This is a genomic window from Pantoea sp. SIMBA_079 (assembly GCF_046940275.1).
Classification (GTDB): Bacteria; Pseudomonadota; Gammaproteobacteria; order Enterobacterales; family Enterobacteriaceae; genus Pantoea; species Pantoea borealis.
Genome location: NZ_JAWRYR010000019.1, coordinates 25,418 through 48,178 on the forward strand (window position 1 = coordinate 25,418; position 22,761 = coordinate 48,178).

Here is a 22,761-nt window from a genome sequence, read left to right on the forward strand (position 1 = left end):
GGCAGTAATGAAAACGGTGTTGTTAACGGCTTTTGAGCCGTTTGGCGGTGAGCGTCTCAATCCTTCCTGGGAGGCGGTACGCGACTTTGACGGCAAAACGCTGGCTGGCGTGAAAGTGGTGGTACGCCAGCTGCCGGTGGTGTTTGCAACCTGTGGTGCCGTGCTGACTGACGCGCTGACCACCCTGCAGCCCGATGGCATTCTTTGCGTGGGGCAGGCGGGCGGGCGCTGCGATATTACGCTGGAGCGGGTGGCGATCAATATTCACGATGCGCGTATTCCCGATAACCAGCAGCAGCAGCCGGTGGATGAGCCGGTTGTGGCAGACGGGCCGGCGGCCTACTTCGCCACGCTGCCCATTAAAGCGATAGTTGCTTCGCTGCGGGAGGCGGGCATTCCCGCCTCGGTTTCGCAAACGGCCGGCACCTTTACCTGTAACAGCGTGATGTACTCTCTGCTGCACTGGCTGCATACCCATGGCAACCCGGCACGCGGCGGGTTTATGCATATTCCATGGATGCCGCAGCAGGCAGTGAACCATCCTGGCGCACCCAGCATGTCCGTGAGCAGCGTGACACAGGCACTGGAAATCGCCATTCAGGTCATGATGAGCACCCAGGACGATATCCGCGTTGCGGGTGGCGCAACACACTAATCAGGAGTTTGTATGCCAGAGGGACCGGAGATCCGTCGGGCGGCGGATCAGCTGGAAGCCGCCATCGTGGGCAAACCGCTTACCGATGTGTGGTTTGCTTTTCCATCGTTAAAAACCTATGAGCCCGCTCTGCTGGGCGAAACGGTTAACGCTATTGAAACGCGCGGCAAGGCGCTGCTGACCCATTTCTCCAATGGCCTGACGCTCTACAGTCACAATCAGCTCTATGGCGTCTGGCGGGTGGTTGCCGCGGGTACGCAGCCCGCTACCACTCGTCAGCTGCGGGTACGGCTGGAGAGCGCTGATAAAGCGATTTTGCTGTACAGCGCGTCTGATATTGAACTGCTGAATGCGGACACGCTCGGTGCACATCCGTTTCTGCAGCGCGTCGGGCCGGATGTGCTGGATGCCACGCTGACCGTCGCGGAGGTGCGTGAGCGCCTGCTGTCGCCACGGTTCCGGCGCCGGCAGTTCAGTGGACTGCTGCTTGACCAGGCTTTTCTCGCCGGGCTGGGCAACTATCTGCGGGTGGAGATCCTGTGGCATGCCGGCCTGCGTGCGCAGCACCGGGCGCAGGATCTGGATGACGCGCAGCTCGACAGGCTCAGTGAAGCGCTGCTGGCAATCCCGCGTCTCTCCTACAAAATGCGCGGCAGTATGAAAAAGTACCATGAAGAGGCGGCATTTCGCTTTGAAGTCTTTCACCGGCAGGGCAAAAAGTGCCGGCGCTGCGGTACCCTGATTGAGAAAGGCGTGCTCTCGTCACGCCCTTTTTACTGGTGTCCGGGGTGCCAGCTATAACCTGCTACGGGCAGATTACAGGCAAAAGAAAAGGGCAGAGAATTCTGCCCTTTTTTGTTTAACGCCGGCGCTTATTTTTTCAGCGCTGACTCAAACGGACGTTCGGTGTAACCGGTATAGAGCTGACGCGGACGGGCAATTTTCATGCCTTCATCGTGCATCTCTTTCCAGTGCGCAATCCAGCCAACGGTACGCGCCATCGCAAAGATCACGGTAAACATTGAAGAAGGGATACCCATCGCTTTCAGAATGATGCCGGAGTAGAAATCGACGTTTGGATAGAGTTTACGCTCGATAAAGTAGGGGTCGTTTAGCGCAATGTGTTCCAGCTCCATCGCCACTTCCAGCAGGTCATCTTTCATGCCCAGCTCATTGAGCACTTCATGGCAGGTCTCACGCATTACGGTTGCGCGCGGATCGTAGTTCTTGTAAACGCGGTGACCAAAGCCCATCAGACGGAACGAGTCATTCTTATCTTTGGCGCGACGTACAAACTCCGGAATGTGCTCTACGCTGCTGATCTCTTCCAGCATACGCAGCGTGGCTTCGTTGGCGCCACCGTGTGCAGGTCCCCAGAGTGAAGCGATACCTGCCGCAATACAGGCGAACGGGTTAGCCCCGGATGACCCTGCGGTACGGACGGTAGAGGTAGAGGCGTTCTGCTCGTGATCGGCGTGCAGGATCAGAATACGATCCATTGCGCGCTCCAGCACCGGGTTCACTTTGTACTCTTCACACGGTGTGGCAAACATCATATGCAGGAAGTTGCCGGCATAAGAGAGATCATTACGCGGATAAACAAAAGGCTGACCAATAGAATATTTGTAACACATGGCTGCCATGGTAGGCATCTTCGACAGCAGGCGGAACGCAGCGATTTCGCGATGGCGCTCATTGTTTACATCCAGCGAGTCGTGATAGAACGCTGCCAGCGCACCGGTTACGCCGCACATCACGGCCATCGGATGTGAGTCACGACGGAAACCGTGGAACAGACGGGTGATCTGCTCATGGATCATAGTGTGGCGGGTAACGGTAGTGCAGAACTCTTTGAACTGCTCCTGAGTAGGCGCTTCGCCGTACAGCAGGATGTAGCAGACTTCCAGGTAATTTGAGTGGGTTGCCAGCTGATCAATCGGGAAACCGCGATGCAGCAGAATACCTTCATCACCATCAATAAACGTTATTTTGGATTCGCACGACGCGGTAGAGGTAAAACCGGGGTCAAATGTAAACAGGCCTTGTGAGCCAAGGGCGCGGACGTCAACAACATCTTGTCCCAGCGTGCCTTGCATCACATCCAGTTCAAGAGTGCTGTTGTCTTGTAGGGTCAGCGTCACTTTTTTATCTGTCATTTTTCGTCTCCATAGCGCCTGGGTAGGTAAGGATCTTTAGACACCAGAATAGTTCGCATGTTGCGTAACACCACTCGCTTCAGATTATCACCTGGCAATAACCTGCACGTAATGAGGTTACGCAGTACAAAGGCATCCGGGGCAAGGATATTCGGACATGACATGGCGCTTATTGCAGATGTTAAAGATCCTGTCACGACATAACTTCTTGGTAACCAATAACCTGACGGTTTATGTTGCTCGTTAGGGCAATGTTACATAACTTGAGCTTAGGGGAAAGTGTATCCCCATAACTTTTGTGCATCATAGGGCTTTAGTGCGATTGTTTGTAACTGAAATGTTGATCTATTGTCAAATCAGATAATTAAAAATGTATATTTTGTGAAAATCGTGACAGTGATCACTGTTCAGCTTAAATGTGACCAAACAGATTGTAGGGGAATTGTAATCAGAATGTGATCGTCCTATACTGCCGCCAGGTCTCCGGAATACCCTGACACCAGGAGTCACCCAGCGTTTTACCCGCTTCACTTAACACTGGATGTTGCTATTTTGGTGGCGGTTGTAGTCTGAACACGCTCAGTGCTCTGCTGCAACTCAGGACCGGAGGAAGCAAAATAAAAAAGAGCTGTGTGGGCAAAACCGTGAAAAAACAAAGACCTGTTAACTTGGATCTCACGACGATCCGGTTTCCCGTTACTGCAATATCGTCCATTCTCCACCGCGTCTCCGGCGTGATTACGTTTGTCGCTCTCGGAATTCTGCTCTGGTTACTGGGTCTCTCTCTCTCCTCTCCCGAAGGTTTTCAGCAGGCGGCGTCCATCATGGATAGCTTCTTTGCCAAATTCATCATGTGGGGCATTCTGACTGCGCTGGCATATCATGCGGCAAGCGGTATCCGTCATATGCTGGCTGATTTTGGCTTTACCGCAGAGACCCTGCAGGTGGGAACCCGTACCGCGCAGGCGGTTTTTGTTATCACTGTCGTGCTCTCAATTCTGGCTGGAGTCCTCGTATGGTAAGCAATGCTTCTGCTTTAGGACGCAACGGTATCCACGACTGGCTCCTGGTCCGTGCTTCCGCAATCCTGATTACGCTCTACATCATCTATCTGCTCGGTTTCGTCGTAATGACCGATACGCTGACCTATGATGTCTGGCGCAGCTTTTTCGCCTCCTCCTTCACCAAAGTGTTTACGCTGCTGACCCTGTTCTCCATTCTGGTTCATGGCTGGATCGGTATGTGGCAGGTGCTGACTGACTACGTGAAAGCGCTGGCGCCGCGTTTGTTGCTGCAGCTGGTTATTGTGGTCGCGCTGTTGTCGTATGCCGTTTATGGCACTGTTGTTGTGTGGGGTGTGTAAATGAATTTGCCAGTCAGAGAATTTGATGCCGTGGTGATCGGCGCAGGCGGCGCGGGTATGCGCGCGGCACTGCAAATCTCCCAGTCGGGCCAGAGCTGTGCCCTGTTATCAAAAGTTTTCCCAACCCGTTCCCATACTGTATCGGCGCAGGGCGGCATTACCGTTGCGCTGGGTAACACCCATGAGGATAACTGGGAATGGCACATGTACGATACCGTTAAAGGCTCCGACTACATCGGGGACCAGGACGCGATCGAATACATGTGTAAAACCGGTCCGGAAGCGATCCTGGAACTGGAGCATATGGGCCTGCCGTTCTCCCGTTTAGACGATGGCCGTGTTTATCAGCGTCCGTTTGGTGGCCAGTCAAAAAACTTTGGCGGCGAGCAGGCAGCGCGTACCGCTGCTGCGGCTGACCGTACAGGTCACGCCCTGCTGCATACGCTGTATCAGCAGAACCTGAAAAACAAAACCACTATCTTCTCCGAATGGTATGCGCTGGATCTGGTGAAAAACGCAGATGGCGCGATTGTGGGGTGTACCGCTATCTGCATTGAAACCGGTGAAACCGTCTACTTCAAAGCCAAAGCGACTATTCTGGCAACCGGCGGCGCGGGACGTATCTACCAGTCCACCACTAACGCCCACATCAATACCGGCGACGGCGTCGGCATGGCAATTCGTGCGGGTGTTCCGATGCAGGATATGGAGATGTGGCAGTTCCACCCGACCGGCATTGCTGGCGCGGGCGTACTCGTCACCGAAGGCTGTCGCGGTGAGGGCGGTTACCTGCTGAATAAACATGGCGAACGCTTCATGGAGCGCTATGCGCCTAATGCCAAAGATCTGGCAGGCCGTGATGTTGTTGCGCGTTCAATGATGGTTGAGATCCGTGAAGGTCGCGGCTGCGATGGCCCGTGGGGTCCGCATATCAAACTGAAGCTCGATCATCTCGGGGCTGAGGTGCTTGAGTCGCGCCTGCCTGGCATTCTTGAGCTGTCGCGCACCTTTGCGCATGTCGATCCGGTTAAAGAGCCGATTCCGGTCATTCCAACCTGTCACTACATGATGGGCGGTATTCCGACCCGCGTCACCGGACAGGCGCTGCGCGTGAATGAACAGGGCGAAGATGAAGTGATCCCGGGCCTGTTTGCGGTTGGCGAGATCGCCTGCGTATCGGTGCACGGTGCTAACCGTCTGGGCGGTAACTCACTGCTGGATCTGGTGGTATTTGGTCGTGCGGCAGGGGTGCACCTGATGGAGTGTATCGCTGAGCAGGGCGAGCTGCGTGACGCCACGACGGAAGAGATTGATGCGGCTATGGCGCGCTTTAATCGCTGGGAAAACAACACTACGGGTGAAGATCCGGTTGAAATCCGCAAAGCGCTGCAGCGCTGCATGCAGAATAACTTCTCGGTGTTCCGCGAAGGTGATGCCATGCGCGAAGGCCTGGCGGAGCTGAAAGCGATTCGCGAGCGTCTGAAGAGTGCGCGTCTGGATGACCGCTCACCCGATTTCAATACGCAGCGTATCGAATGTCTGGAGCTGGATAACCTGATGGAAACCGCTTATGCAACAGCGGTTGCTGCAAATTTCCGCACCGAAAGCCGTGGCGCACATAGCCGCTTCGACTATCCGGAGCGTGATGATGCAAACTGGCTGTGTCACAGTCTCTATGTTCCGCAAACGGAAAGCATGACGCGCCGTGAGGTGAACATGCAGCCGAAACTGCGCGCGGCCTTCCCGCCGAAAGCGCGTACTTATTAATTGCGGAGGTCATGATGAAACTCGAATTTTCAATCTACCGTTATAACCCGGACGTCGATGACAAGCCGCGCATGCAGGATTACACCCTGGAGTCGGAAGACGGGCGCGACATGATGCTGCTGGATGCGCTGATTCGTCTGAAAGAGCAGGATCCAACGCTGGCGTTTCGTCGCTCGTGCCGCGAAGGGGTTTGCGGCTCAGATGGTCTGAACATGAACGGCAAAAATGGTCTGGCCTGCATTACCCCGGTCTCAGCACTGGGCAACGGCAGTAAAAAGATCGTGATTCGCCCGCTGCCAGGCCTGCCGGTCGTGCGCGATCTGGTGGTCGACATGAGCCAGTTCTATACGCAGTATGAGAAAATCAAACCGTTCCTGCTGAACAACGGTGAGAACCCGCCGGCGCGTGAGCATCTGCAGAGCCCGGCGGAGCGCGAGCACCTTGATGGCCTGTATGAGTGTATTCTCTGCGCCTGCTGCTCAACCTCCTGCCCGTCGTTCTGGTGGAACCCGGATAAATTTATCGGTCCGGCCGGCCTGCTGGCTGCTTATCGCTTCCTGATTGACAGCCGCGACACGGAAACGGATGCGCGTCTCGACAATCTGAGTGATGCTTTCAGCGTATTCCGCTGTCACAGCATTATGAACTGTGTGAGCGTGTGTCCGAAAGGGTTGAACCCAACGCGCGCCATCGGCCATATTAAGTCGATGCTGCTGCAGCGCGGGGCGTAAAGCTAAGAAGTCCTGCCGGGAACCCAGGTTCCCGGCAGCGTATGGAAGCCTCTATAAGCGCGGTGCTGACCACGCTTATAAAGGTTCCCTTACGGGCCCGGCGCCGGTAGCGCACAGGTTCGTATCGCTGAACTCACTACGGCAAGCCGTGAAAGCGGCAACAAATGAAACCTCATAAAAAGCAGCTTGATGCTTAAGGGATCACAATGCAGAACAGCGCGATGAAACCCTGGCTGGACTCCTCCTGGCTGGCCGGCGCGAACCAGTCTTACATAGAGCAACTCTATGAGGATTTCCTGACCGATCCTGACTCTGTTGATGAAGTGTGGCGCGACCTGTTCCAGCAGTTGCCAGGTACCGGCGTAAAACCAGAGCAGTTCCACTCCACGACGCGTGACTATTTCCGCCGCCTGGCGAAGGATGCCACCCGCTACACCTCTACCGTTACCGATCCGGCCGCTAACTCCAAACAGGTTAAAGTCCTGCAGCTGATTAACGCGTTCCGTTTCCGCGGCCATCAGCACGCCAATCTTGATCCGCTTGGCCTGTGGAAACAGGATATCGTGGCGGATCTCGATCCGGCCTTTCACGACCTGACCGACGCCGATTTTCAGGAAAGCTTCAACGTAGGCTCATTTGCTATTGGCAAAGAGACGATGAAGCTGGCCGATCTCTACGCCGCGCTGCAGCAGACCTACTGCGGATCGATTGGTGCAGAGTATATGCACATCAACAACACTGAAGAGAAACGCTGGATCCAGCAGCGTCTTGAGTCAGTGGCGGGACAGGCCTCATTCAGCGCGGAAGAGAAAAAAGGCTTCCTGAAAGAGCTGACCGCAGCCGAAGGGCTGGAAAAATATCTTGGGGCCAAATTCCCCGGTGCCAAACGCTTCTCACTGGAAGGTGGTGATGCGCTGGTGCCAATGCTGCGTGAGATGATTCGCCACGCCGGCAAAAGCGGCACGCGTGAAGTGGTGCTGGGTATGGCGCACCGCGGACGTCTGAACGTGCTGATCAACGTACTGGGCAAAAAGCCGCAGGATCTGTTTGATGAGTTCGCCGGCAAGCACAAAGAACATTTGGGTACCGGTGATGTGAAGTACCACATGGGTTTCTCCTCTGATGTGGAAACGGAAGGGGGCCTGGTGCATCTGGCACTGGCGTTTAACCCGTCGCATCTGGAGATTGTCAGCCCGGTTGTCATGGGTTCCGTACGTGCACGCCTCGATCGTCTGGCTGAGCCGGGCAGTAACAAAGTTCTGCCTATCACCATTCACGGTGACGCAGCGGTCATTGGCCAGGGCGTGGTACAGGAAACCCTGAACATGTCGCAGGCGCGTGGTTATGAAGTGGGCGGTACGGTGCGTATCGTCATCAATAACCAGGTCGGTTTTACAACGTCGAACCCGAAAGATGCGCGCTCCACGCCTTACTGTACTGATATCGGTAAGATGGTGCTGGCGCCGATTTTCCACGTTAACGCAGACGATCCGGAAGCCGTTGCTTTCGTTACCCGTCTGGCGCTCGACTACCGCAACACCTTTAAGCGCGATGTCTTTATCGATCTGGTCTGCTATCGCCGTCACGGCCATAACGAAGCGGATGAGCCAAGTGCGACCCAGCCGCTGATGTATCAGAAAATCAAAAAGCATCCGACGCCGCGTAAACTTTACGCCGATCAGCTGCAGAGCCAGGGCGTGGCTTCACAGGAAGATGCGACCGAACTGGTTAACCTCTATCGCGATGCGCTGGATGCCGGTGAGTGCGTGGTGCCGGAATGGCGTCCGATGAGCCTGCACTCCTTTACCTGGTCACCTTATCTTAACCACGAGTGGGATGAGAGCTACCCGGAAACGGTTGAACTGAAACGTCTGCAGGAGCTGGCGCGCCGTATCAGCACGGTTCCGGAAGCGGTTGAAGTGCAGTCGCGCGTGGCCAAAATTTATAACGACCGCAAAGAGATGGCGGAAGGCAACAAGCCGTTTGACTGGGGTGGTGCAGAGAATCTGGCCTACGCCACGCTGGTGGATGAAGGCATTCCGGTGCGCCTCTCCGGCGAAGACTCCGGACGCGGTACCTTCTTCCACCGCCATGCGGTGATCCACAATCAGCTCAATGGTTCTACCTATACGCCACTGCACCATATCCATAATGGTCAGGGTCAGTTCAAGGTGTGGGACTCCGTGCTGTCAGAAGAGGCAGTCCTGGCGTTTGAATATGGCTACGCCACCGCGGAGCCGCGTGTGCTGACCATCTGGGAAGCGCAGTTTGGCGACTTCGCCAACGGTGCACAGGTCGTTATCGATCAGTTCATCAGCTCGGGCGAGCAGAAGTGGGGCCGTATGTGTGGCCTGGTCATGCTGCTGCCGCACGGCTATGAAGGCCAGGGTCCGGAACACTCCTCAGCACGCCTGGAGCGTTATCTGCAGCTCTGCGCTGAGCAGAATATGCAGGTTTGCGTGCCATCCACACCGGCTCAGGTTTACCACATGCTGCGTCGTCAGGCGCTGCGCGGTATGCGCCGTCCGCTGATTGTGATGTCACCGAAGTCGCTGCTGCGCCATCCACTGGCGATCTCCAGCCTGGACGACCTGGCAAACGGCAGCTTCCAGCCAGCGATTGGCGAGATCGACGCGCTCGATCCGCAGCAGGTTAAACGCGTGGTGCTCTGCTCAGGCAAGGTCTATTACGATCTGCTGGAACAGCGCCGTAAAAACGAGCAGAGCGATGTGGCCATTGTGCGCATCGAGCAGCTCTATCCTTTCCCGCACAAAGCGGTACAGGAAGCGTTAAAAGATTACGCCCATGTTAAGGATTTCGTCTGGTGTCAGGAAGAGCCGCTGAATCAGGGCGCATGGTATTGCAGTCAGCATCATTTCCGCGAAGTGGTTCCCTTTGGTGCGTCGCTGCGTTACGCAGGCCGTCCGGCATCTGCTTCACCGGCCGTGGGCTATATGTCCGTACATCAACAACAGCAGCAAGACCTGGTCAACGACGCGCTGAACCTTGGTTAATAAAAAGGAAAGAAAATGAGTAGCGTAGAAATTCTCGTTCCCGATTTACCTGAATCCGTAGCGGACGCAACGGTTGCAACCTGGCACAAAAAACCTGGCGATGCAGTCAGCCGTGATGAAGTGCTGGTCGAAATTGAAACCGACAAAGTGGTGCTGGAAGTTCCTGCTGCTGCTGATGGTATTCTGGAAGCCGTGCTGGAAGAAGAGGGTGCCACCGTCACCTCGCGCCAGCTGCTCGGTCGCCTGAAAGAGGGCAACAGCGGCGGGAAAGAGACCTCCTCGAAAGTTGAGAGCAATGAATCTGCACCGGCACAGCGCCAGTCTGCTTCGCTGGAAGAAGAGAGCAGCGACGCGCTGAGTCCTGCGGTACGCCGTCTGATTGCGGAAAATAATCTTGATGCCAGCCAGATCAAAGGCACCGGCGTGGGTGGCCGACTGACGCGCGAAGATATTGAAAAGCACCTGGCGAAGAAGCCGGAAGCGAAAGCTGCACCGGCTGCTGACACGGCGGCTACGGCCCCGGTTGCCAACCGCAGCGAGAAGCGCGTGCCGATGACCCGCCTGCGTAAACGCGTGGCTGAGCGTCTGCTGGAAGCGAAAAACAGCACCGCCATGCTGACCACGTTCAACGAAATCAACATGAAGCCGATCATGGATCTGCGCAAGCAGTATGGTGAGGCGTTTGAAAAACGTCACGGCGTACGCCTGGGCTTTATGTCCTTCTACATCAAAGCGGTCGTTGAAGCCCTGAAACGCTTCCCGGAAGTGAACGCGTCTATTGATGGCGAAGATGTGGTCTACCACAACTACTTCGATGTCAGCATCGCCGTTTCTACCCCGCGCGGTCTGGTGACACCAGTGCTGAAAGATGTGGATGCGCTGAGCATGGCGGATATCGAGAAGAAAATTAAAGAGCTGGCGGTGAAAGGCCGTGACGGTAAGCTGACTGTTGAAGAGCTGACCGGCGGTAACTTTACCATTACCAACGGCGGTGTATTTGGTTCGCTGATGTCAACGCCAATCATCAACCCGCCGCAGAGTGCCATTCTGGGCATGCACGCCATTAAAGATCGTCCGATGGCCGTGAATGGTCAGGTGGTGATCCTGCCGATGATGTATCTGGCGCTCTCTTACGATCACCGTCTGATTGATGGCCGTGAATCGGTAGGCTATCTGGTTGCAGTGAAAGAGATGCTGGAAGATCCGGCGCGCCTGCTGCTGGATGTCTGATTTTCGCCGGGCGCGCACCGATGCGCGCCCACATTTAACTGTTTCAGATCTGAATGGATAGAACATCATGAACTTACACGAATACCAGGCGAAGCAGCTGTTTGCACGGTATGGTATGCCAGCACCGACTGGTTATGCCTGCACCACGCCACGTGAAGCCGAAGAAGCCGCCTCGAAAATTGGCGCAGGCCCGTGGGTAGTGAAATGTCAGGTTCATGCCGGTGGCCGTGGTAAAGCGGGCGGCGTGAAGGTAGTGAAAAGTAAAGAAGAGATCCGTGCCTTTGCTGAGCACTGGCTGGGCAAACGTCTGGTGACCTATCAGACAGATGCGCTGGGTCAGCCGGTTAACCAGATCCTGGTTGAAGCGGCAACAGATATCGATCAGGAACTCTATCTGGGTGCGGTTGTGGACCGTGCCACGCGCCGTGTGATCTTCATGGCATCAACCGAAGGCGGCGTGGAAATTGAAAAAGTGGCGGAAGAGACCCCGCACCTGATCCACAAAATGGCGCTTGACCCGTTAGCGGGTCCGCAGCCATACCAGGGCCGCGAACTGGCGTTCAAACTGGGTCTGACCGGCAAGCAGGTCAGCCAGTTCACCAAAATCTTTATGGGCCTGGCCACCATGTTCCTGGAGCGCGATCTGGCGATGGTTGAGATCAACCCGCTGGTGATCACCAAACAGGGCGACCTGATCTGCCTCGATGGCAAACTGGGTGCCGACGGCAATGCGCTGTTCCGCCAGCCTGAACTGCGCGAAATGCGCGATCCAAGCCAGGAAGATCCACGCGAAGCACATGCAACGCAGTGGGAGCTGAACTACGTCGCGCTGGAAGGCAACATTGGCTGTATGGTCAACGGCGCGGGTCTGGCGATGGGCACCATGGATATCGTGAAGCATCACGGTGGCCAGCCAGCGAACTTCCTTGATGTCGGCGGCGGCGCAACCAAAGAGCGCGTAACAGAAGCCTTCAAAATCATCCTTTCTGACGATGCTGTAAAAGCAGTATTCGTTAACATCTTCGGCGGTATTGTCCGTTGCGATCTGATCGCTGATGGCATCATCGGTGCCGTGGCAGAAGTGGGTGTCAACGTGCCGGTAGTGGTACGTCTGGAAGGTAACAACGCTGAGCTGGGCGCTAAGAAACTGGCGGACAGCGGTCTGAACATCATTGCAGCAACCAGCCTGACAGACGCCGCACAGCGTGTTGTTGCTGCAGCGGAGGGTAAATAATGTCCATTCTGATCGACAAGAACACCAAAGTCATCTGCCAGGGTTTCACCGGTGGCCAGGGGACTTTTCACTCAGAGCAGGCGCTGGCCTATGGCACGCAGCTGGTTGGCGGCGTAACGCCAGGTAAAGGCGGTACGACTCATCTGGGCCTGCCGGTGTTCAACACCGTGCGTGAAGCGGTAGAAGCAACCGGTGCAACGGCCACGGTTATCTACGTTCCGGCACCGTTCTGTAAAGACGGTATCCTGGAAGCGATCGACGCGGGCATCAAGCTGATCATCACCATCACTGAAGGTATCCCGACGCTGGATATGCTGACCGTGAAAATGAAGCTGGATGAAGCAGGCGTGCGCATGATCGGTCCTAACTGCCCTGGCGTTATCACGCCGGGCGAATGCAAAATTGGTATCATGCCAGGCCACATCCATCAGCCAGGCCGCGTGGGTATCGTGTCACGTTCCGGGACCCTGACCTACGAAGCGGTTAAGCAGACCACAGATATTGGCTATGGCCAGTCTACCTGTGTGGGTATCGGCGGCGACCCGATTCCAGGCTCTAACTTCATCGATATTCTGCAGATGTTCCAGGACGATCCGCAGACCGAAGCGATCGTAATGATCGGTGAAATCGGCGGCAGCGCGGAAGAAGAAGCGGCAGCCTTTATCAAAGAGCACGTTACCAAGCCGGTTGTCGGCTATATCGCTGGCGTAACTGCGCCAAAAGGCAAACGTATGGGCCATGCTGGCGCCATCATTGCCGGCGGTAAAGGCACGGCTGACGAGAAGTTTGCTGCGCTGGAAGCGGCCGGGGTGAAAACCGTACGCAGCCTGGCAGATATCGGCGACGCGGTAAAAGCGGTTCTGCCTGCTAACTGATTGCGCTGAATGAATAAGCCTAAGCCACCTGCGGGTGGCTTTTTTTATGCCTGCGGCGCGGCTGATTTCCTGATTATTCGATCTGCTGGCGGTCAACGTTAATTAATAACAAAAAAGGTAATCGCAATTTTAATAAATCCGGCATATTTTGACATCGCATTAACAACACCTTTCAGGCTACATATTCGTAAACTTTATATCTTAATCCAGATCAAATAATAGCGTGTTATAGCAAAGTTTTCTGCTGGCTAAAAACAACCCAGCCGGTATAAATTGCGCTGCATCAATTCATAATTTCGTCCCGAATAACAGCCATCTGAGTCGTATGCCCGCAGATCAATATTGTGGCATCTGACGCTGACGTCTGTATGGCGGAAATATGAGGCGATATTTTCAGGGAATTATCACCACCATTACTCGCTCATTTCGGGCCGCAGATTGCGCTATCTGCAGGTAATAGAAACCGGGATTAATAATCAGCCTTTCCTGCGTGCTGTTGCGCCATTTACCGTCTGGCAATACAGCAGCATGCGAAGAGCAAGGAGTTATCATGTTAGATATTGTCGAGCTGTCGCGCTTACAGTTTGCCCTGACGGCGATGTACCATTTCCTGTTCGTGCCATTAACGCTGGGTATGGCATTTCTGCTGGCGATTATGGAAACCGTCTATGTACTGTCGGGCAAACAAATTTATAAAGATATGACCAAATTCTGGGGCAAGTTGTTTGGTATCAACTTTGCGCTGGGCGTGGCTACCGGACTCACCATGGAGTTTCAGTTCGGCACTAACTGGTCCTATTACTCTCACTACGTCGGCGATATTTTTGGGGCGCCGCTGGCCATTGAAGGGTTAATGGCGTTCTTTCTTGAATCCACTTTTGTCGGCCTGTTTTTCTTTGGCTGGGACCGGCTGGGCAAAGTTCAGCATCTGGCGGTCACCTGGCTGGTGGCGCTGGGATCGAATCTCTCTGCGCTCTGGATCCTGGTGGCCAACGGCTGGATGCAAAACCCCATCGCCGCAGCATTTAACGCTGAAACCATGCGTATGGAAATGCTGAGCTTTTCAGAGCTGGTGCTTAATCCGGTTGCACAGGTGAAGTTCGTGCATACCGTGGCAGCGGGCTACACCGCCGGCGCTATGTTTGTACTGGGGATCAGCGGCTGGTATCTGATTAAAGGACGCGATGTGGCGTTTGCCCGCCGTTCTTTTGCCATTGCCGCCAGTTTCGGTATGGCAGCGGTGCTCTCGGTGATTGTGCTCGGCGACGAGTCGGGCTATGAGATGGGCGATGTCCAGAAAACCAAACTGGCCGCCATTGAAGCGGAGTGGGAGACCCAGCCGGCGCCCGCTGCCTTTACGCTGTTTGGCATACCCAATCAGGAGACGCAGGAGAACCGCTATGCGATTCAGATTCCGTATCTGCTTGGCCTTATCGCCACGCGCTCAGTGGATAAACCCGTTACCGGCTTGAAAGAACTGCAGGCGCAGCACGAGGTGCGCATCCGTAACGGCATTAAAGCGTATGGCCTGCTCAATGCGTTGCGCAGCGGTAGCCAGGACCCGGCTGTACGCCGCGCGTTTGAAGCCAGTAAGCAGGATCTTGGCTACGGTCTGCTGCTTAAGCGCTACACCCCGGCGGTCACCGACGCCAGTGAGGCGCAGATACAACAGGCCGTTAAAGATTCCATTCCGCGCGTGGCACCGCTCTATTTTGCTTTCCGTATCATGGTGCTGTGCGGCGCGCTGTTGCTGGCGATTATCGCACTCTCATTCTGGAGTGTGATCCGTAACCGGATCGGTCAGCAGCGCTGGCTGCTGAAAGCCGCACTGTATGGCATCCCGCTGCCGTGGATGGCTATCGAAGCGGGCTGGTTTGTTGCTGAGTACGGGCGCCAGCCGTGGGCAATTGGTGAAGTGTTACCCACCGCCGTAGCGAACTCTTCGCTGACCGTGGGAGATGTGCTGTTTTCTATGACGCTGATTTGCGGACTCTATACGCTGTTTCTGGTGGCAGAGATGTATCTGATGTTCCGGTTCGCCCGTCTGGGGCCGGGCAGCCTGAAAACCGGCCGCTATCACCATGAATCAGCGCAGATCGCCACACAGCCGGTGCGCGGCTAAAGGAGAGCAACCATGTTTGACTATGAAGTGTTACGTTTTGTCTGGTGGCTGCTGATTGGCATACTGCTGATCGGGTTTGCCGTGGCCGACGGCTTTGATATGGGGGTCGGTATGCTGACGCCTGTTATCGGGCGCAACGATACCGAGCGCCGGATTATGATCAACAGCATCGCACCACACTGGGACGGCAATCAGGTCTGGCTGATCACCGCCGGGGGAGCACTGTTTGCCGCCTGGCCAATGGTCTATGCCGCCGCCTTTTCAGGCTTCTATGTCGCCATGATTCTGGTGCTGGCTTCACTCTTTTTTCGTCCGGTAGGTTTTGATTATCGATCCAAAATTGAAGACCGGCGCTGGCGTACTGCGTGGGACTGGGGCATTTTTGCGGGCAGTTTTGTGCCGCCGCTGGTGATAGGGGTGGCTTTTGGTAATCTGCTGCAGGGCGTGCCATTTCATGCGGATAGCTACCTGCGGCTGTTCTATACCGGCAATTTCTTCCAGCTACTCAATCCGTTTGGCCTGCTGGCAGGTGTGATTAGCGTGGCGATGATCCTCACTCAGGGCGCAACCTATCTGCAGATGCGCACCTGCGGTGAGCTGCATTTACGTGCGCGCAGCGCGGCGCAGGCGGGGGCGCTGGTGATGCTCATCGCCTTTGTGCTGGCGGGCTTGTGGGTAAAATATGGCCTTGACGGCTATGTAGTGAAAAGCGTTATCGATCACCACGCAGCCTCTAATCCACTGGGCAAAGAGGTGGTGCGCGAGTCGGGTGCCTGGCTGCGTAATTTTGAGCAGATGCCGCTGCTGTGGGCGTTTCCACTGCTGGGCGCGGTACTGCCGCTGTTCACGCTACTCTGCTCGCGCAGTGAGCGGGGCGCCTGGGCATTTTTCTTCTCTTCCCTGACGCTGGCCTGCGTCATTATGACCGCCGGAATAGCGCTGTTCCCGTTTATTATGCCCTCCAGCACCGTGCCGGGTAGCAGCCTGACCCTCTGGGATGCGACCTCCAGTCTGCTGACGCTGAAGATTATGACCATCGCCGCACTTATTTTTGTACCGCTCATTCTGGCCTACACCAGCTGGTGCTATTACAAAATGTTCGGGCGTATTACCCAAGATGATATTGAGCGCAACACGCACTCTCTCTACTGATTAAGGAGCTTTCGCATGTGGTATTTTGCCTGGATCCTCGGCACGCTGCTGGCCTGTGCGCTGGGTGTGGTCACCGCACTGGCGCTGGAGCAGAGTGAAGCGCGCCGCACGCAGGACGAGAACGCCTGATGGTTAAGGCGAGGCGTGTGGTAAAAAAGAGGGCCCGGACGGGCCCTTTTTTTTATGCCTGCTTATGGCGTAAATATCTGACTACAGACAAGAAGTTTTGTCAGCAACAGGTCAGGAAACCCTGAGTAATTCCTTCTGGTTGTTACCGTCAGATAATTATTTTCTTCTGGCTCTGGCGGACCATTCCCAAGCGGATCGCTCTTGCGTATAGTAGCAACGTTTAAAAATGAGACCGGGATGTAGAGTGAGTACAACGCTGTTTCGCTGGCCGGTGCGGGTCTACTATGAAGATACCGATGCCGGAGGGGTGGTTTACCACGCCAGCTATCTTGCTTTTTATGAACGAGCACGTACCGAAATGCTGCGTCAGCGCCATTTCAATCAACACGTCCTGTTAGAAGAGCAGGTCGCATTTGTGGTACGGCGCATGACGGTGGAGTTCATCGCCGCGGCTCGCCTTGATGACCTTCTGGAGATACAGACCGAAGTGACCTCAATGACCCGCGCGACCATGACCTTTACCCAGCGTATCGTCAATGCTGAAGGCAGAGTGCTCAACGAGGCGGATGTCCTGATCGCCTGCATTAACCCACACCTGATGAAGCCGATTGCGCTTCCCAAGTCTATTGTCGCGGAGTTCAAGCAGTGACTGACATGAATGTTCTTGATTTGTTCCTGAAGGCGAGCCTTCTGGTCAAACTTATCATGTTGATTTTGATCGGCTTTTCTATTGCCTCCTGGGCAATCATTATCCAGCGTACGCGCATTCTGAATGCGGCAGGGCGCGAAGCGGACGCGTTTGAAGATAAGTTCTGGTCCGGTATCGAACTCTCGCGTCTCTATCAGGAGAGCCAGGGACGCCGTGATGAACTGGGCGGATCTGAACAAATTTTCTACGCCGGCTTCAAAGAGTTTGCCCGCCTGCACCGCGTAAACAGCCATGCGCCGGAAGCGGTGGTTGAGGGGGCAAGCCGCGCTATGCGTATCTCCATGAACCGCGAGCTGGAAGCGCTGGAAACCCACATTCCTTTCCTCGGTACCGTGGGTTCTATCAGCCCCTATATCGGTCTGTTTGGTACCGTATGGGGGATCATGCACGCTTTCATCGCGCTGGGCGCAGTCAAGCAGGCCACGCTGCAGATGGTGGCACCGGGTATCGCAGAAGCGCTGATCGCCACCGCGATCGGCCTGTTTGCCGCGATCCCGGCGGTCATGGCCTATAACCGTCTGAACCAGCGCGTCAACAAGCTGGAGCAGGGTTACGATAACTTTATGGAAGAGTTCACGGCTATCCTGCATCGTCAGGCTTTCTCTAGCGACAATACGAAGTAAGTCGAGGTTTACGATGGCCAGAACCCGTGGTCGCGGACGCCGCGATCTTAAGTCGGAAATCAACATTGTTCCGCTGCTCGATGTGCTGCTGGTGCTGCTGCTTATCTTTATGGCAACCGCGCCAATCATTACGCAGAGCGTGGAAGTTGATCTGCCGGACGCCACTGACTCCAAAACAGTTGCCAGCGATGATAATCCGCCGGTAATTGTTGAAGTGGCCGGTGTAGGACAATACAGCCTGGTGGTGGATCACGATCGTATGACCCAGCTGCCGCCTGAGCAGGTTGTGAGTGAAGCGCAGCGTCGTATTGAAGCCAATCCTAAAACCGTGTTTCTGATTGGCGGGGCCAAAGATGTGCCTTACGACGAAATCATTAAAGCGCTGAACCTGCTTCATCAGGCTGGCGTCAAATCAGTCGGTCTGATGACGCAGCCGATTTAACGCGACTTGTTTTTGGGAACCGAGAGTGTCGAAGGCAACCGAACAGAACCAGAAGTTGAAACGCGCAATTATCGTTTCGGTGGCGCTGCACATCGTGCTGATTGCGCTGCTGATCTGGAGCTCGTTCAACGAACATATTGAAGCGAGCGGCGGCGGCGGCGGTAGCGATATTGATGCCGTCATGGTCGATCCCGGGGCTGTGGTTGAACAATATAATCGTCAGCAAAATCAGCAGAGCGACAGCCAGCGTGCGGAACAGCAGCGGAAAAAGCAGGCGCAGCAGCAGGCGGAAGAGCTACAGCAGAAGCAGGCCGCCGAGCAGCAGCGTCTGAAAGCGCTGGAAAAAGAGCGGCTGCAGGCGCAGCAGGAAGCGAAAGAGCAGGCTAAACAGCAGGCTGAGCAGCAGAAAGCGGCCGAAACGGCTGCAAAGCAGGCTCAGGAGCAGCAAAAAGCGGCTGAAGCCGCTGCCGCACAGGCGAAAGCGGATGCGAAAGCAGAAGCAGACGCGCGCGCTAAAGCAGCAGCAGAAGCGAAAGCAACCGCAGCGGCTGAAGCGAAGCAGGCTGCTGCTGAGGCGAAGAAACAGGCAGAAGAGCAGGCGAAAGCAGCGGCAGCGGATGCTGCAAAAGAGAAAGCAGCCGAGCAGGCGAAAGCGGCAGCTGAGGCGAAAGCCAAAGCGCAGGCGGAAGCGAAAGCGCAGGCCGCGGCCGATGCCAAAGCCAAAGCAGCAGCAGAGGCGAAAGCCAAAGCTGCGCAGGAAGCCAAAGAGAAAGCAGCAGAAGCGGCGAAAGAAAAAGCGGCGGAAGCGGCTAAAGAGAAAGCAGCTGAGGCGGCAAAAGAGAAGGCGGCCGCTGAGGCGAAAGCGAAAGCGGACGCCGCTGCCAAAGCGAAAGCGGATGCAGCCGCAAAAGCAAAAGCTGATGCCGCGGCGAAAGCCAAAGCAGCAGCGGACGCGAAGAAAAAGGCGGCTGCTGAAGCCGCGCAGGGCGAAAGCGATGTTGACGATCTGCTGGGCGGCCTCTCCTCCGGTAAAAATGCGCCTAAGAGTGGCGCCGTAGCCGGCGGCGGTGGTGCAGCAGGGCAGGGCAATCAGAAGAAGGCGGGGGCATCGGGTGCCGAGGTTAACGCCTATCTGGGCCAGATCACCAGCGCCATTCAGAGCCGCTTCTATGATGCCGATCTCTATCGCGGCAAGAGCTGCGATTTACGCATCAAGCTGGCACCCGATGGGCTGCTGATTGATGTGAAATCGGAAGGGGGCGATCCGGCACTCTGCCAGGCTGCTATTGCCGCCGCGAAGCAGGCGCGTATACCTAAGCCGCCTTCGCAGGCGGTGTATGAAGTGTTTAAAAACGCACCAATGCGTTTCAGGCCGCAATAATGCAGTAACGTACGGCAGGTTGAACTAAGGTTAGCTTGCCGTATTCTATAAAATACTCGTGTTTTTTCAGGAACTGTGCGAATTATCGTGAACTCAGGTTCAGGTAAGGGAGATAAGATGAAGCAGGCACTTCGTGTAACCTTAGGTTTTTTTGTACTGCTGTGGGCCGCCATGCTGCACGCAGAAGTACGCATTGAAATTACGCAGGGCGTTAATACTGCCCGTCCAATTGGTGTAGTACCGTTTAAATGGGCCGGACCTGGTGCGGCGCCGGAAGATGTCGGCGGCATTGTGGCAGCTGACGTGCGTAACAGCGGTAAATTCAATCCGCTGGATCGCTCACGTCTGCCACAGCAGCCCGGCAGCGCGCAGGAAGTTCAGCCCGCCGTCTGGAGCGCGCTGGGCATTGATGCAGTAGTCGTCGGCCAGGTCTCGCCTAACGCCGATGGCAGCTATCAGGTTGCCTATCAGCTGGTTGACACCGGTGGTGCGCCGGGCAGCGTGCTGGCACAAAACTCCTTCAAAGTGACGAAGCAGTGGCTGCGCTATGCGGCGCATACTGCCAGTGATGAAGTGTTTGAGAAGCTGACCGGCATTAAAGGCGCGTTCCGCACCCGTATTGCTTATGTTGTGCAGACTAACGGCGGTCAGTTCCCGTATGAGCTGCGCGTGTCTGATTACGACGGTTACAATCAGTTTGTGGTACACCGTTCACCGCAGCCGCTGATGTCACCGGCCTGGTCACCGGACGGCAGCAAGCTGGCATACGTTACCTTTGAGAGCGGTAAGTCAGCGCTGGTGATCCAGACGCTGGCGAATGGCGCTATTCGTCAGGTTGCCTCTTTCCCGCGTCACAACGGTGCGCCATCCTTTTCACCGGATGGATCTAAGCTGGCTTTCGCCCTCTCTAAAACGGGCAGCCTGAATCTTTATGTGATGGACCTGGGCTCAGGCCAGATCCGCCAGGTAACGGACGGCCGCTATAACAGCACTGAGCCAACCTGGTTCCCGGATAGCCAGACGCTGGCGTATACCTCGGATCAGGCGGGTGCACCGCAGATTTATAAAGTCGGTGTTAACGGCGGCGCGCCACAACGCATTACCTGGGAAGGCAAACAGAACCAGGATGCGGATGTGTCGACCGACGGTAAAACCATGGTGATGATCAGCAGCGCCGGTGGCGCGCAGCACGTCGCCAAACAGGATCTGGAAACGGGAGCCGTTCAAACGTTAACGGACACGTTCCTGGATGAAACGCCAAGTCTGGCACCAAACGGCACCATGGTTATCTACAGCTCTACTCAGGGGATGGGATCCGTGCTGCAGCTGGTTTCAACTGACGGGCGTTTCAAAGCGCGTCTTCCGGCAACTGATGGACAGGTAAAATCACCTGCCTGGTCGCCGTATCTGTGATGCATCACTCCCTTGCCTCTCAGGCGGGGGAGCCAATGTATGGCAAACAAAATAATAGGATAAAGAAATGCAACTGAACAAAATGCTGAAGGGTTTGATGCTGGCTCTGCCAGTAATTGCAGTCGCTGCCTGTAGCTCACACAAAAACAACAACAACGATCAGGCCGGTATGGGTGCTGATGGTGCGTATGGTGCGGGCTCTGGCGCTGGCATGAACGGCGGCAACATGTCTTCTGACGAGCAGGCGCGTCTGCAGATGCAGCAGCTGCAGCAGAACAACATCGTTTACTTCGGTCTGGACAAGTATGACGTGCAGTCTGACTACGCTCAGATGCTGGATCAGCACGCAGCTTTCCTGCGCGGCAACCCGTCTTACAAAGTGACTATCGAAGGTCACGCGGATGAGCGCGGCACGCCAGAGTACAACATCGCCCTGGGCGAGCGTCGTGCTAACGCAGTGAAAATGTATCTGCAGGGCAAAGGCGTCTCTGCCGATCAGATGTCTATCGTATCTTACGGTAAAGAGAAACCAGCCGTACTGGGCCATGACGAATCAGCATATGCTAAAAACCGTCGTGCCGTACTGGTTTACTAAGAGAATCACATGATTAGTAACTTCAGACTATCCCTTGCGGGTCTGTCGTTACTGGTTGGCGTAGCGGCCCCCTGGGCCGCTAATGCCCAGGCGTCAATCAGTAGCGTTGGCTCAGGCTCGGTCGAAGACCGTGTCACCACCCTTGAACGTATCTCCAATGCCCAGGCACAGCTGCTGCAGCAGCTGCAGCAGCAGATGAGCGATAACCAGAGCGATATCGACTCCCTGCGCGGGCAGATCCAGCAGAACAGCTATCAGCTTAACCAGGCGGTTGAGCGCCAGAAGCAGCTTTATCAGCAGCTCGATACGCTAAGCAGCAGCCAATCCGCTGCACAGAGCGGCGGTAACGCGGATGCTGCCAGCGCCGGTGCCGCAGCGGGAAACGCTGATGCGGGTGGCAGTAATACAGCTGCTGCACCCGCACAAACCGGCGATGCAAACACCGATTACAACGCTGCCGTCGCGCTGATTCTGGAGAAGAAGCAGTACGATCAGGCTATCTCTGCGCTGCAGGCATGGGTGAAGAAATACCCTGACTCTACCTATCAGCCCAATGCTAATTACTGGCTGGGGCAGCTGCATTACAATAAGGGCAAGAAGGATGATGCCGCTTATTATTTCGCCACGGTAGTAAAGAACTACCCTAAATCACCGAAAGCGGCGGAAGCGCTGTTTAAGGTTGGCGTGATTATGCAGGATAAAAAAGACACGGCAAAAGCCAAAGCGGTTTATCAGCAGGTGATCAAGCAGTTCCCAAATAGTGAATCAGCAAAACAGGCGCAAAAACGGCTGGCCGGATTGTAATGTGTACAAAAAAGACCAGATTTCGTCTGATTTCTGGTCTTGCCGCCTGAAAGGTAAGCAGTTGAGTCATTTGCGGGAAAATAAGGGTTGCGCCCTCCCGCTAAATCAGTAATATATGCCGCCGTTGCCGGGACATATGTAAAGACGTATCGGCGGCGCTGAAGATGGGTCGTTAGCTCAGTTGGTAGAGCAGTTGACTTTTAATCAATTGGTCGCAGGTTCGAATCCTGCACGACCCACCATCTCAACCACAGGTTCAGACGGGTTCTTCAGTTAGCTTCACAACCTTGATGGGTCGTTAGCTCAGTTGGTAGAGCAGTTGACTTTTAATCAATTGGTCGCAGGTTCGAATCCTGCACGACCCAC

Annotated in this window: 21 protein-coding genes and 2 tRNA genes; 22 read left to right on the forward strand and 1 reads right to left on the reverse strand. The window is 55.4% G+C overall.

Annotation, left to right across the window (positions count from 1 at the left end):
• Positions 1-7: 7 nt before the first annotated feature.
• Together pcp and nei are read left to right on the forward strand one after the other, a co-directional pair.
• Complete coding sequence (gene pcp, locus SB719_RS17815) at positions 8-655, forward strand: pyroglutamyl-peptidase I (protein ID WP_292969701.1); 648 nt, start codon at positions 8-10, stop codon at positions 653-655.
• A 12-nt stretch (positions 656-667) separates the two neighbouring features.
• Complete coding sequence (nei, locus tag SB719_RS17820) at positions 668-1,456, forward strand: endonuclease VIII (protein WP_292969703.1); 789 nt, start codon at positions 668-670, stop codon at positions 1,454-1,456.
• Between the two features lie 71 nt (positions 1,457-1,527).
• Here nei and SB719_RS17825 read toward each other — a convergent pair whose 3' ends face one another.
• Complete coding sequence (locus tag SB719_RS17825; RefSeq protein WP_065649845.1) at positions 1,528-2,811, reverse strand: citrate synthase; 1,284 nt, start codon at positions 2,809-2,811, stop codon at positions 1,528-1,530.
• A gap of 632 nt (positions 2,812-3,443) precedes the next feature.
• Here SB719_RS17825 and sdhC point away from each other — a divergent pair.
• The 20 genes from sdhC to SB719_RS17925 all read left to right on the forward strand — a co-directional run bounded on the left by sdhC (position 3,444) and on the right by SB719_RS17925 (position 22,760).
• Positions 3,444-3,833, forward strand: coding sequence for a succinate dehydrogenase cytochrome b556 subunit (gene sdhC / locus SB719_RS17830; protein ID WP_039383221.1), 390 nt, complete (start codon positions 3,444-3,446; stop codon positions 3,831-3,833).
• Positions 3,827-4,174 carry a succinate dehydrogenase membrane anchor subunit gene (gene sdhD, locus SB719_RS17835; RefSeq protein ID WP_065649844.1) on the forward strand — a complete coding sequence of 116 codons (348 nt, stop codon included), beginning with the start codon at positions 3,827-3,829 and terminating at the stop codon, positions 4,172-4,174. Before sdhC ends, sdhD begins: the two co-directional genes overlap by 7 nt.
• Complete coding sequence (sdhA, locus tag SB719_RS17840) at positions 4,175-5,941, forward strand: succinate dehydrogenase flavoprotein subunit (protein WP_065649843.1); 1,767 nt, start codon at positions 4,175-4,177, stop codon at positions 5,939-5,941.
• Positions 5,942-5,955: 14 nt separating this feature from the next.
• Positions 5,956-6,672 (forward strand): succinate dehydrogenase iron-sulfur subunit, encoded by a 717-nt coding sequence (locus SB719_RS17845; RefSeq protein ID WP_065649842.1) that lies wholly within the window; start codon positions 5,956-5,958, stop codon positions 6,670-6,672.
• A 206-nt stretch (positions 6,673-6,878) separates the two neighbouring features.
• Entirely contained in the window at positions 6,879-9,686 is a 2,808-nt protein-coding gene (gene sucA, locus SB719_RS17850; RefSeq protein WP_065649841.1) for a 2-oxoglutarate dehydrogenase E1 component, read from the forward strand.
• Between the two features lie 15 nt (positions 9,687-9,701).
• Positions 9,702-10,916, forward strand: coding sequence for a 2-oxoglutarate dehydrogenase complex dihydrolipoyllysine-residue succinyltransferase (gene odhB / locus SB719_RS17855; RefSeq protein ID WP_065649840.1), 1,215 nt, complete (start codon positions 9,702-9,704; stop codon positions 10,914-10,916).
• 67 nt (positions 10,917-10,983) lie between these two features.
• Entirely contained in the window at positions 10,984-12,150 is a 1,167-nt protein-coding gene (gene sucC, locus SB719_RS17860; RefSeq protein WP_039383235.1) for an ADP-forming succinate--CoA ligase subunit beta, read from the forward strand.
• Positions 12,150-13,025, forward strand: a complete 876-nt coding sequence (gene sucD, locus SB719_RS17865; RefSeq protein WP_039383236.1) for a succinate--CoA ligase subunit alpha — start codon at positions 12,150-12,152, stop codon at positions 13,023-13,025. The genes sucC and sucD overlap by 1 nt, the downstream gene beginning before the upstream one ends.
• Before the next feature lie 550 nt (positions 13,026-13,575).
• Positions 13,576-15,147, forward strand: a complete 1,572-nt coding sequence (gene cydA / locus SB719_RS17870; protein WP_412159527.1) for a cytochrome ubiquinol oxidase subunit I — start codon at positions 13,576-13,578, stop codon at positions 15,145-15,147.
• A gap of 12 nt (positions 15,148-15,159) precedes the next feature.
• Entirely contained in the window at positions 15,160-16,299 is a 1,140-nt protein-coding gene (gene cydB, locus SB719_RS17875; RefSeq protein WP_412159528.1) for a cytochrome d ubiquinol oxidase subunit II, read from the forward strand.
• A gap of 15 nt (positions 16,300-16,314) precedes the next feature.
• Positions 16,315-16,428, forward strand: coding sequence for a cytochrome bd-I oxidase subunit CydX (cydX, locus tag SB719_RS17880; RefSeq protein ID WP_412159529.1), 114 nt, complete (start codon positions 16,315-16,317; stop codon positions 16,426-16,428).
• A 244-nt stretch (positions 16,429-16,672) separates the two neighbouring features.
• Positions 16,673-17,077, forward strand: a complete 405-nt coding sequence (gene ybgC, locus SB719_RS17885; RefSeq protein ID WP_039383240.1) for a tol-pal system-associated acyl-CoA thioesterase — start codon at positions 16,673-16,675, stop codon at positions 17,075-17,077.
• The gene (gene tolQ, locus SB719_RS17890) at positions 17,074-17,760 is read left to right on the forward strand and encodes a Tol-Pal system protein TolQ (protein ID WP_039383242.1); all 687 of its coding nucleotides are present in this window, start codon (positions 17,074-17,076) and stop codon (positions 17,758-17,760) included. Before ybgC ends, tolQ begins: the two co-directional genes overlap by 4 nt.
• A gap of 13 nt (positions 17,761-17,773) precedes the next feature.
• The gene (gene tolR, locus SB719_RS17895; RefSeq protein ID WP_039383244.1) at positions 17,774-18,202 is read left to right on the forward strand and encodes a colicin uptake protein TolR; all 429 of its coding nucleotides are present in this window, start codon (positions 17,774-17,776) and stop codon (positions 18,200-18,202) included.
• Between the two features lie 25 nt (positions 18,203-18,227).
• The gene (gene tolA / locus SB719_RS17900) at positions 18,228-19,583 is read left to right on the forward strand and encodes a cell envelope integrity protein TolA (protein ID WP_304232347.1); all 1,356 of its coding nucleotides are present in this window, start codon (positions 18,228-18,230) and stop codon (positions 19,581-19,583) included.
• A gap of 117 nt (positions 19,584-19,700) precedes the next feature.
• Positions 19,701-20,996: a Tol-Pal system beta propeller repeat protein TolB gene (gene tolB, locus SB719_RS17905; RefSeq protein WP_065649835.1), complete on the forward strand. Its 1,296-nt coding sequence runs from the start codon at positions 19,701-19,703 to the stop codon at positions 20,994-20,996.
• 67 nt (positions 20,997-21,063) lie between these two features.
• Positions 21,064-21,591: a peptidoglycan-associated lipoprotein Pal gene (gene pal, locus SB719_RS17910; RefSeq protein ID WP_412159530.1), complete on the forward strand. Its 528-nt coding sequence runs from the start codon at positions 21,064-21,066 to the stop codon at positions 21,589-21,591.
• 9 nt (positions 21,592-21,600) lie between these two features.
• Positions 21,601-22,395 carry a cell division protein CpoB gene (gene cpoB, locus SB719_RS17915; RefSeq protein ID WP_065649833.1) on the forward strand — a complete coding sequence of 265 codons (795 nt, stop codon included), beginning with the start codon at positions 21,601-21,603 and terminating at the stop codon, positions 22,393-22,395.
• 166 nt (positions 22,396-22,561) lie between these two features.
• Positions 22,562-22,637: transfer RNA gene (locus SB719_RS17920), tRNA-Lys, on the forward strand.
• A gap of 50 nt (positions 22,638-22,687) precedes the next feature.
• Positions 22,688-22,760, forward strand: a tRNA-Lys gene (locus SB719_RS17925).
• The last annotated feature ends 1 nt before the right edge of the window (position 22,761 follow it).

Excerpts from the sequence above, each read along its gene's own strand:
- odhB (WP_065649840.1), top strand. The coding sequence starts at position 9,702 with ATGAGTAGCGTAGAAATTCTCGTTCCCGATTTACCTGAATCCGTAGCG.
- sdhA (WP_065649843.1), top strand. The coding sequence starts at position 4,175 with ATGAATTTGCCAGTCAGAGAATTTGATGCCGTGGTGATCGGCGCAGGC.
- cydA (WP_412159527.1), top strand. The coding sequence starts at position 13,576 with ATGTTAGATATTGTCGAGCTGTCGCGCTTACAGTTTGCCCTGACGGCG.
- SB719_RS17845 (WP_065649842.1), top strand. The coding sequence starts at position 5,956 with ATGAAACTCGAATTTTCAATCTACCGTTATAACCCGGACGTCGATGAC.
- sucA (WP_065649841.1), top strand. The coding sequence starts at position 6,879 with ATGCAGAACAGCGCGATGAAACCCTGGCTGGACTCCTCCTGGCTGGCC.
- pcp (WP_292969701.1), top strand. The coding sequence starts at position 8 with ATGAAAACGGTGTTGTTAACGGCTTTTGAGCCGTTTGGCGGTGAGCGT.
- nei (WP_292969703.1), top strand. The coding sequence starts at position 668 with ATGCCAGAGGGACCGGAGATCCGTCGGGCGGCGGATCAGCTGGAAGCC.
- tolR (WP_039383244.1), top strand. The coding sequence starts at position 17,774 with ATGGCCAGAACCCGTGGTCGCGGACGCCGCGATCTTAAGTCGGAAATC.
- cpoB (WP_065649833.1), top strand. The coding sequence starts at position 21,601 with ATGATTAGTAACTTCAGACTATCCCTTGCGGGTCTGTCGTTACTGGTT.
- SB719_RS17825 (WP_065649845.1), bottom strand. The coding sequence starts at position 2,811 with ATGACAGATAAAAAAGTGACGCTGACCCTACAAGACAACAGCACTCTT.
- tolB (WP_065649835.1), top strand. The coding sequence starts at position 19,701 with ATGAAGCAGGCACTTCGTGTAACCTTAGGTTTTTTTGTACTGCTGTGG.
- pal (WP_412159530.1), top strand. The coding sequence starts at position 21,064 with ATGCAACTGAACAAAATGCTGAAGGGTTTGATGCTGGCTCTGCCAGTA.
- cydX (WP_412159529.1), top strand. The coding sequence starts at position 16,315 with ATGTGGTATTTTGCCTGGATCCTCGGCACGCTGCTGGCCTGTGCGCTG.
- sucC (WP_039383235.1), top strand. The coding sequence starts at position 10,984 with ATGAACTTACACGAATACCAGGCGAAGCAGCTGTTTGCACGGTATGGT.
- cydB (WP_412159528.1), top strand. The coding sequence starts at position 15,160 with ATGTTTGACTATGAAGTGTTACGTTTTGTCTGGTGGCTGCTGATTGGC.
- sucD (WP_039383236.1), top strand. The coding sequence starts at position 12,150 with ATGTCCATTCTGATCGACAAGAACACCAAAGTCATCTGCCAGGGTTTC.
- sdhD (WP_065649844.1), top strand. The coding sequence starts at position 3,827 with ATGGTAAGCAATGCTTCTGCTTTAGGACGCAACGGTATCCACGACTGG.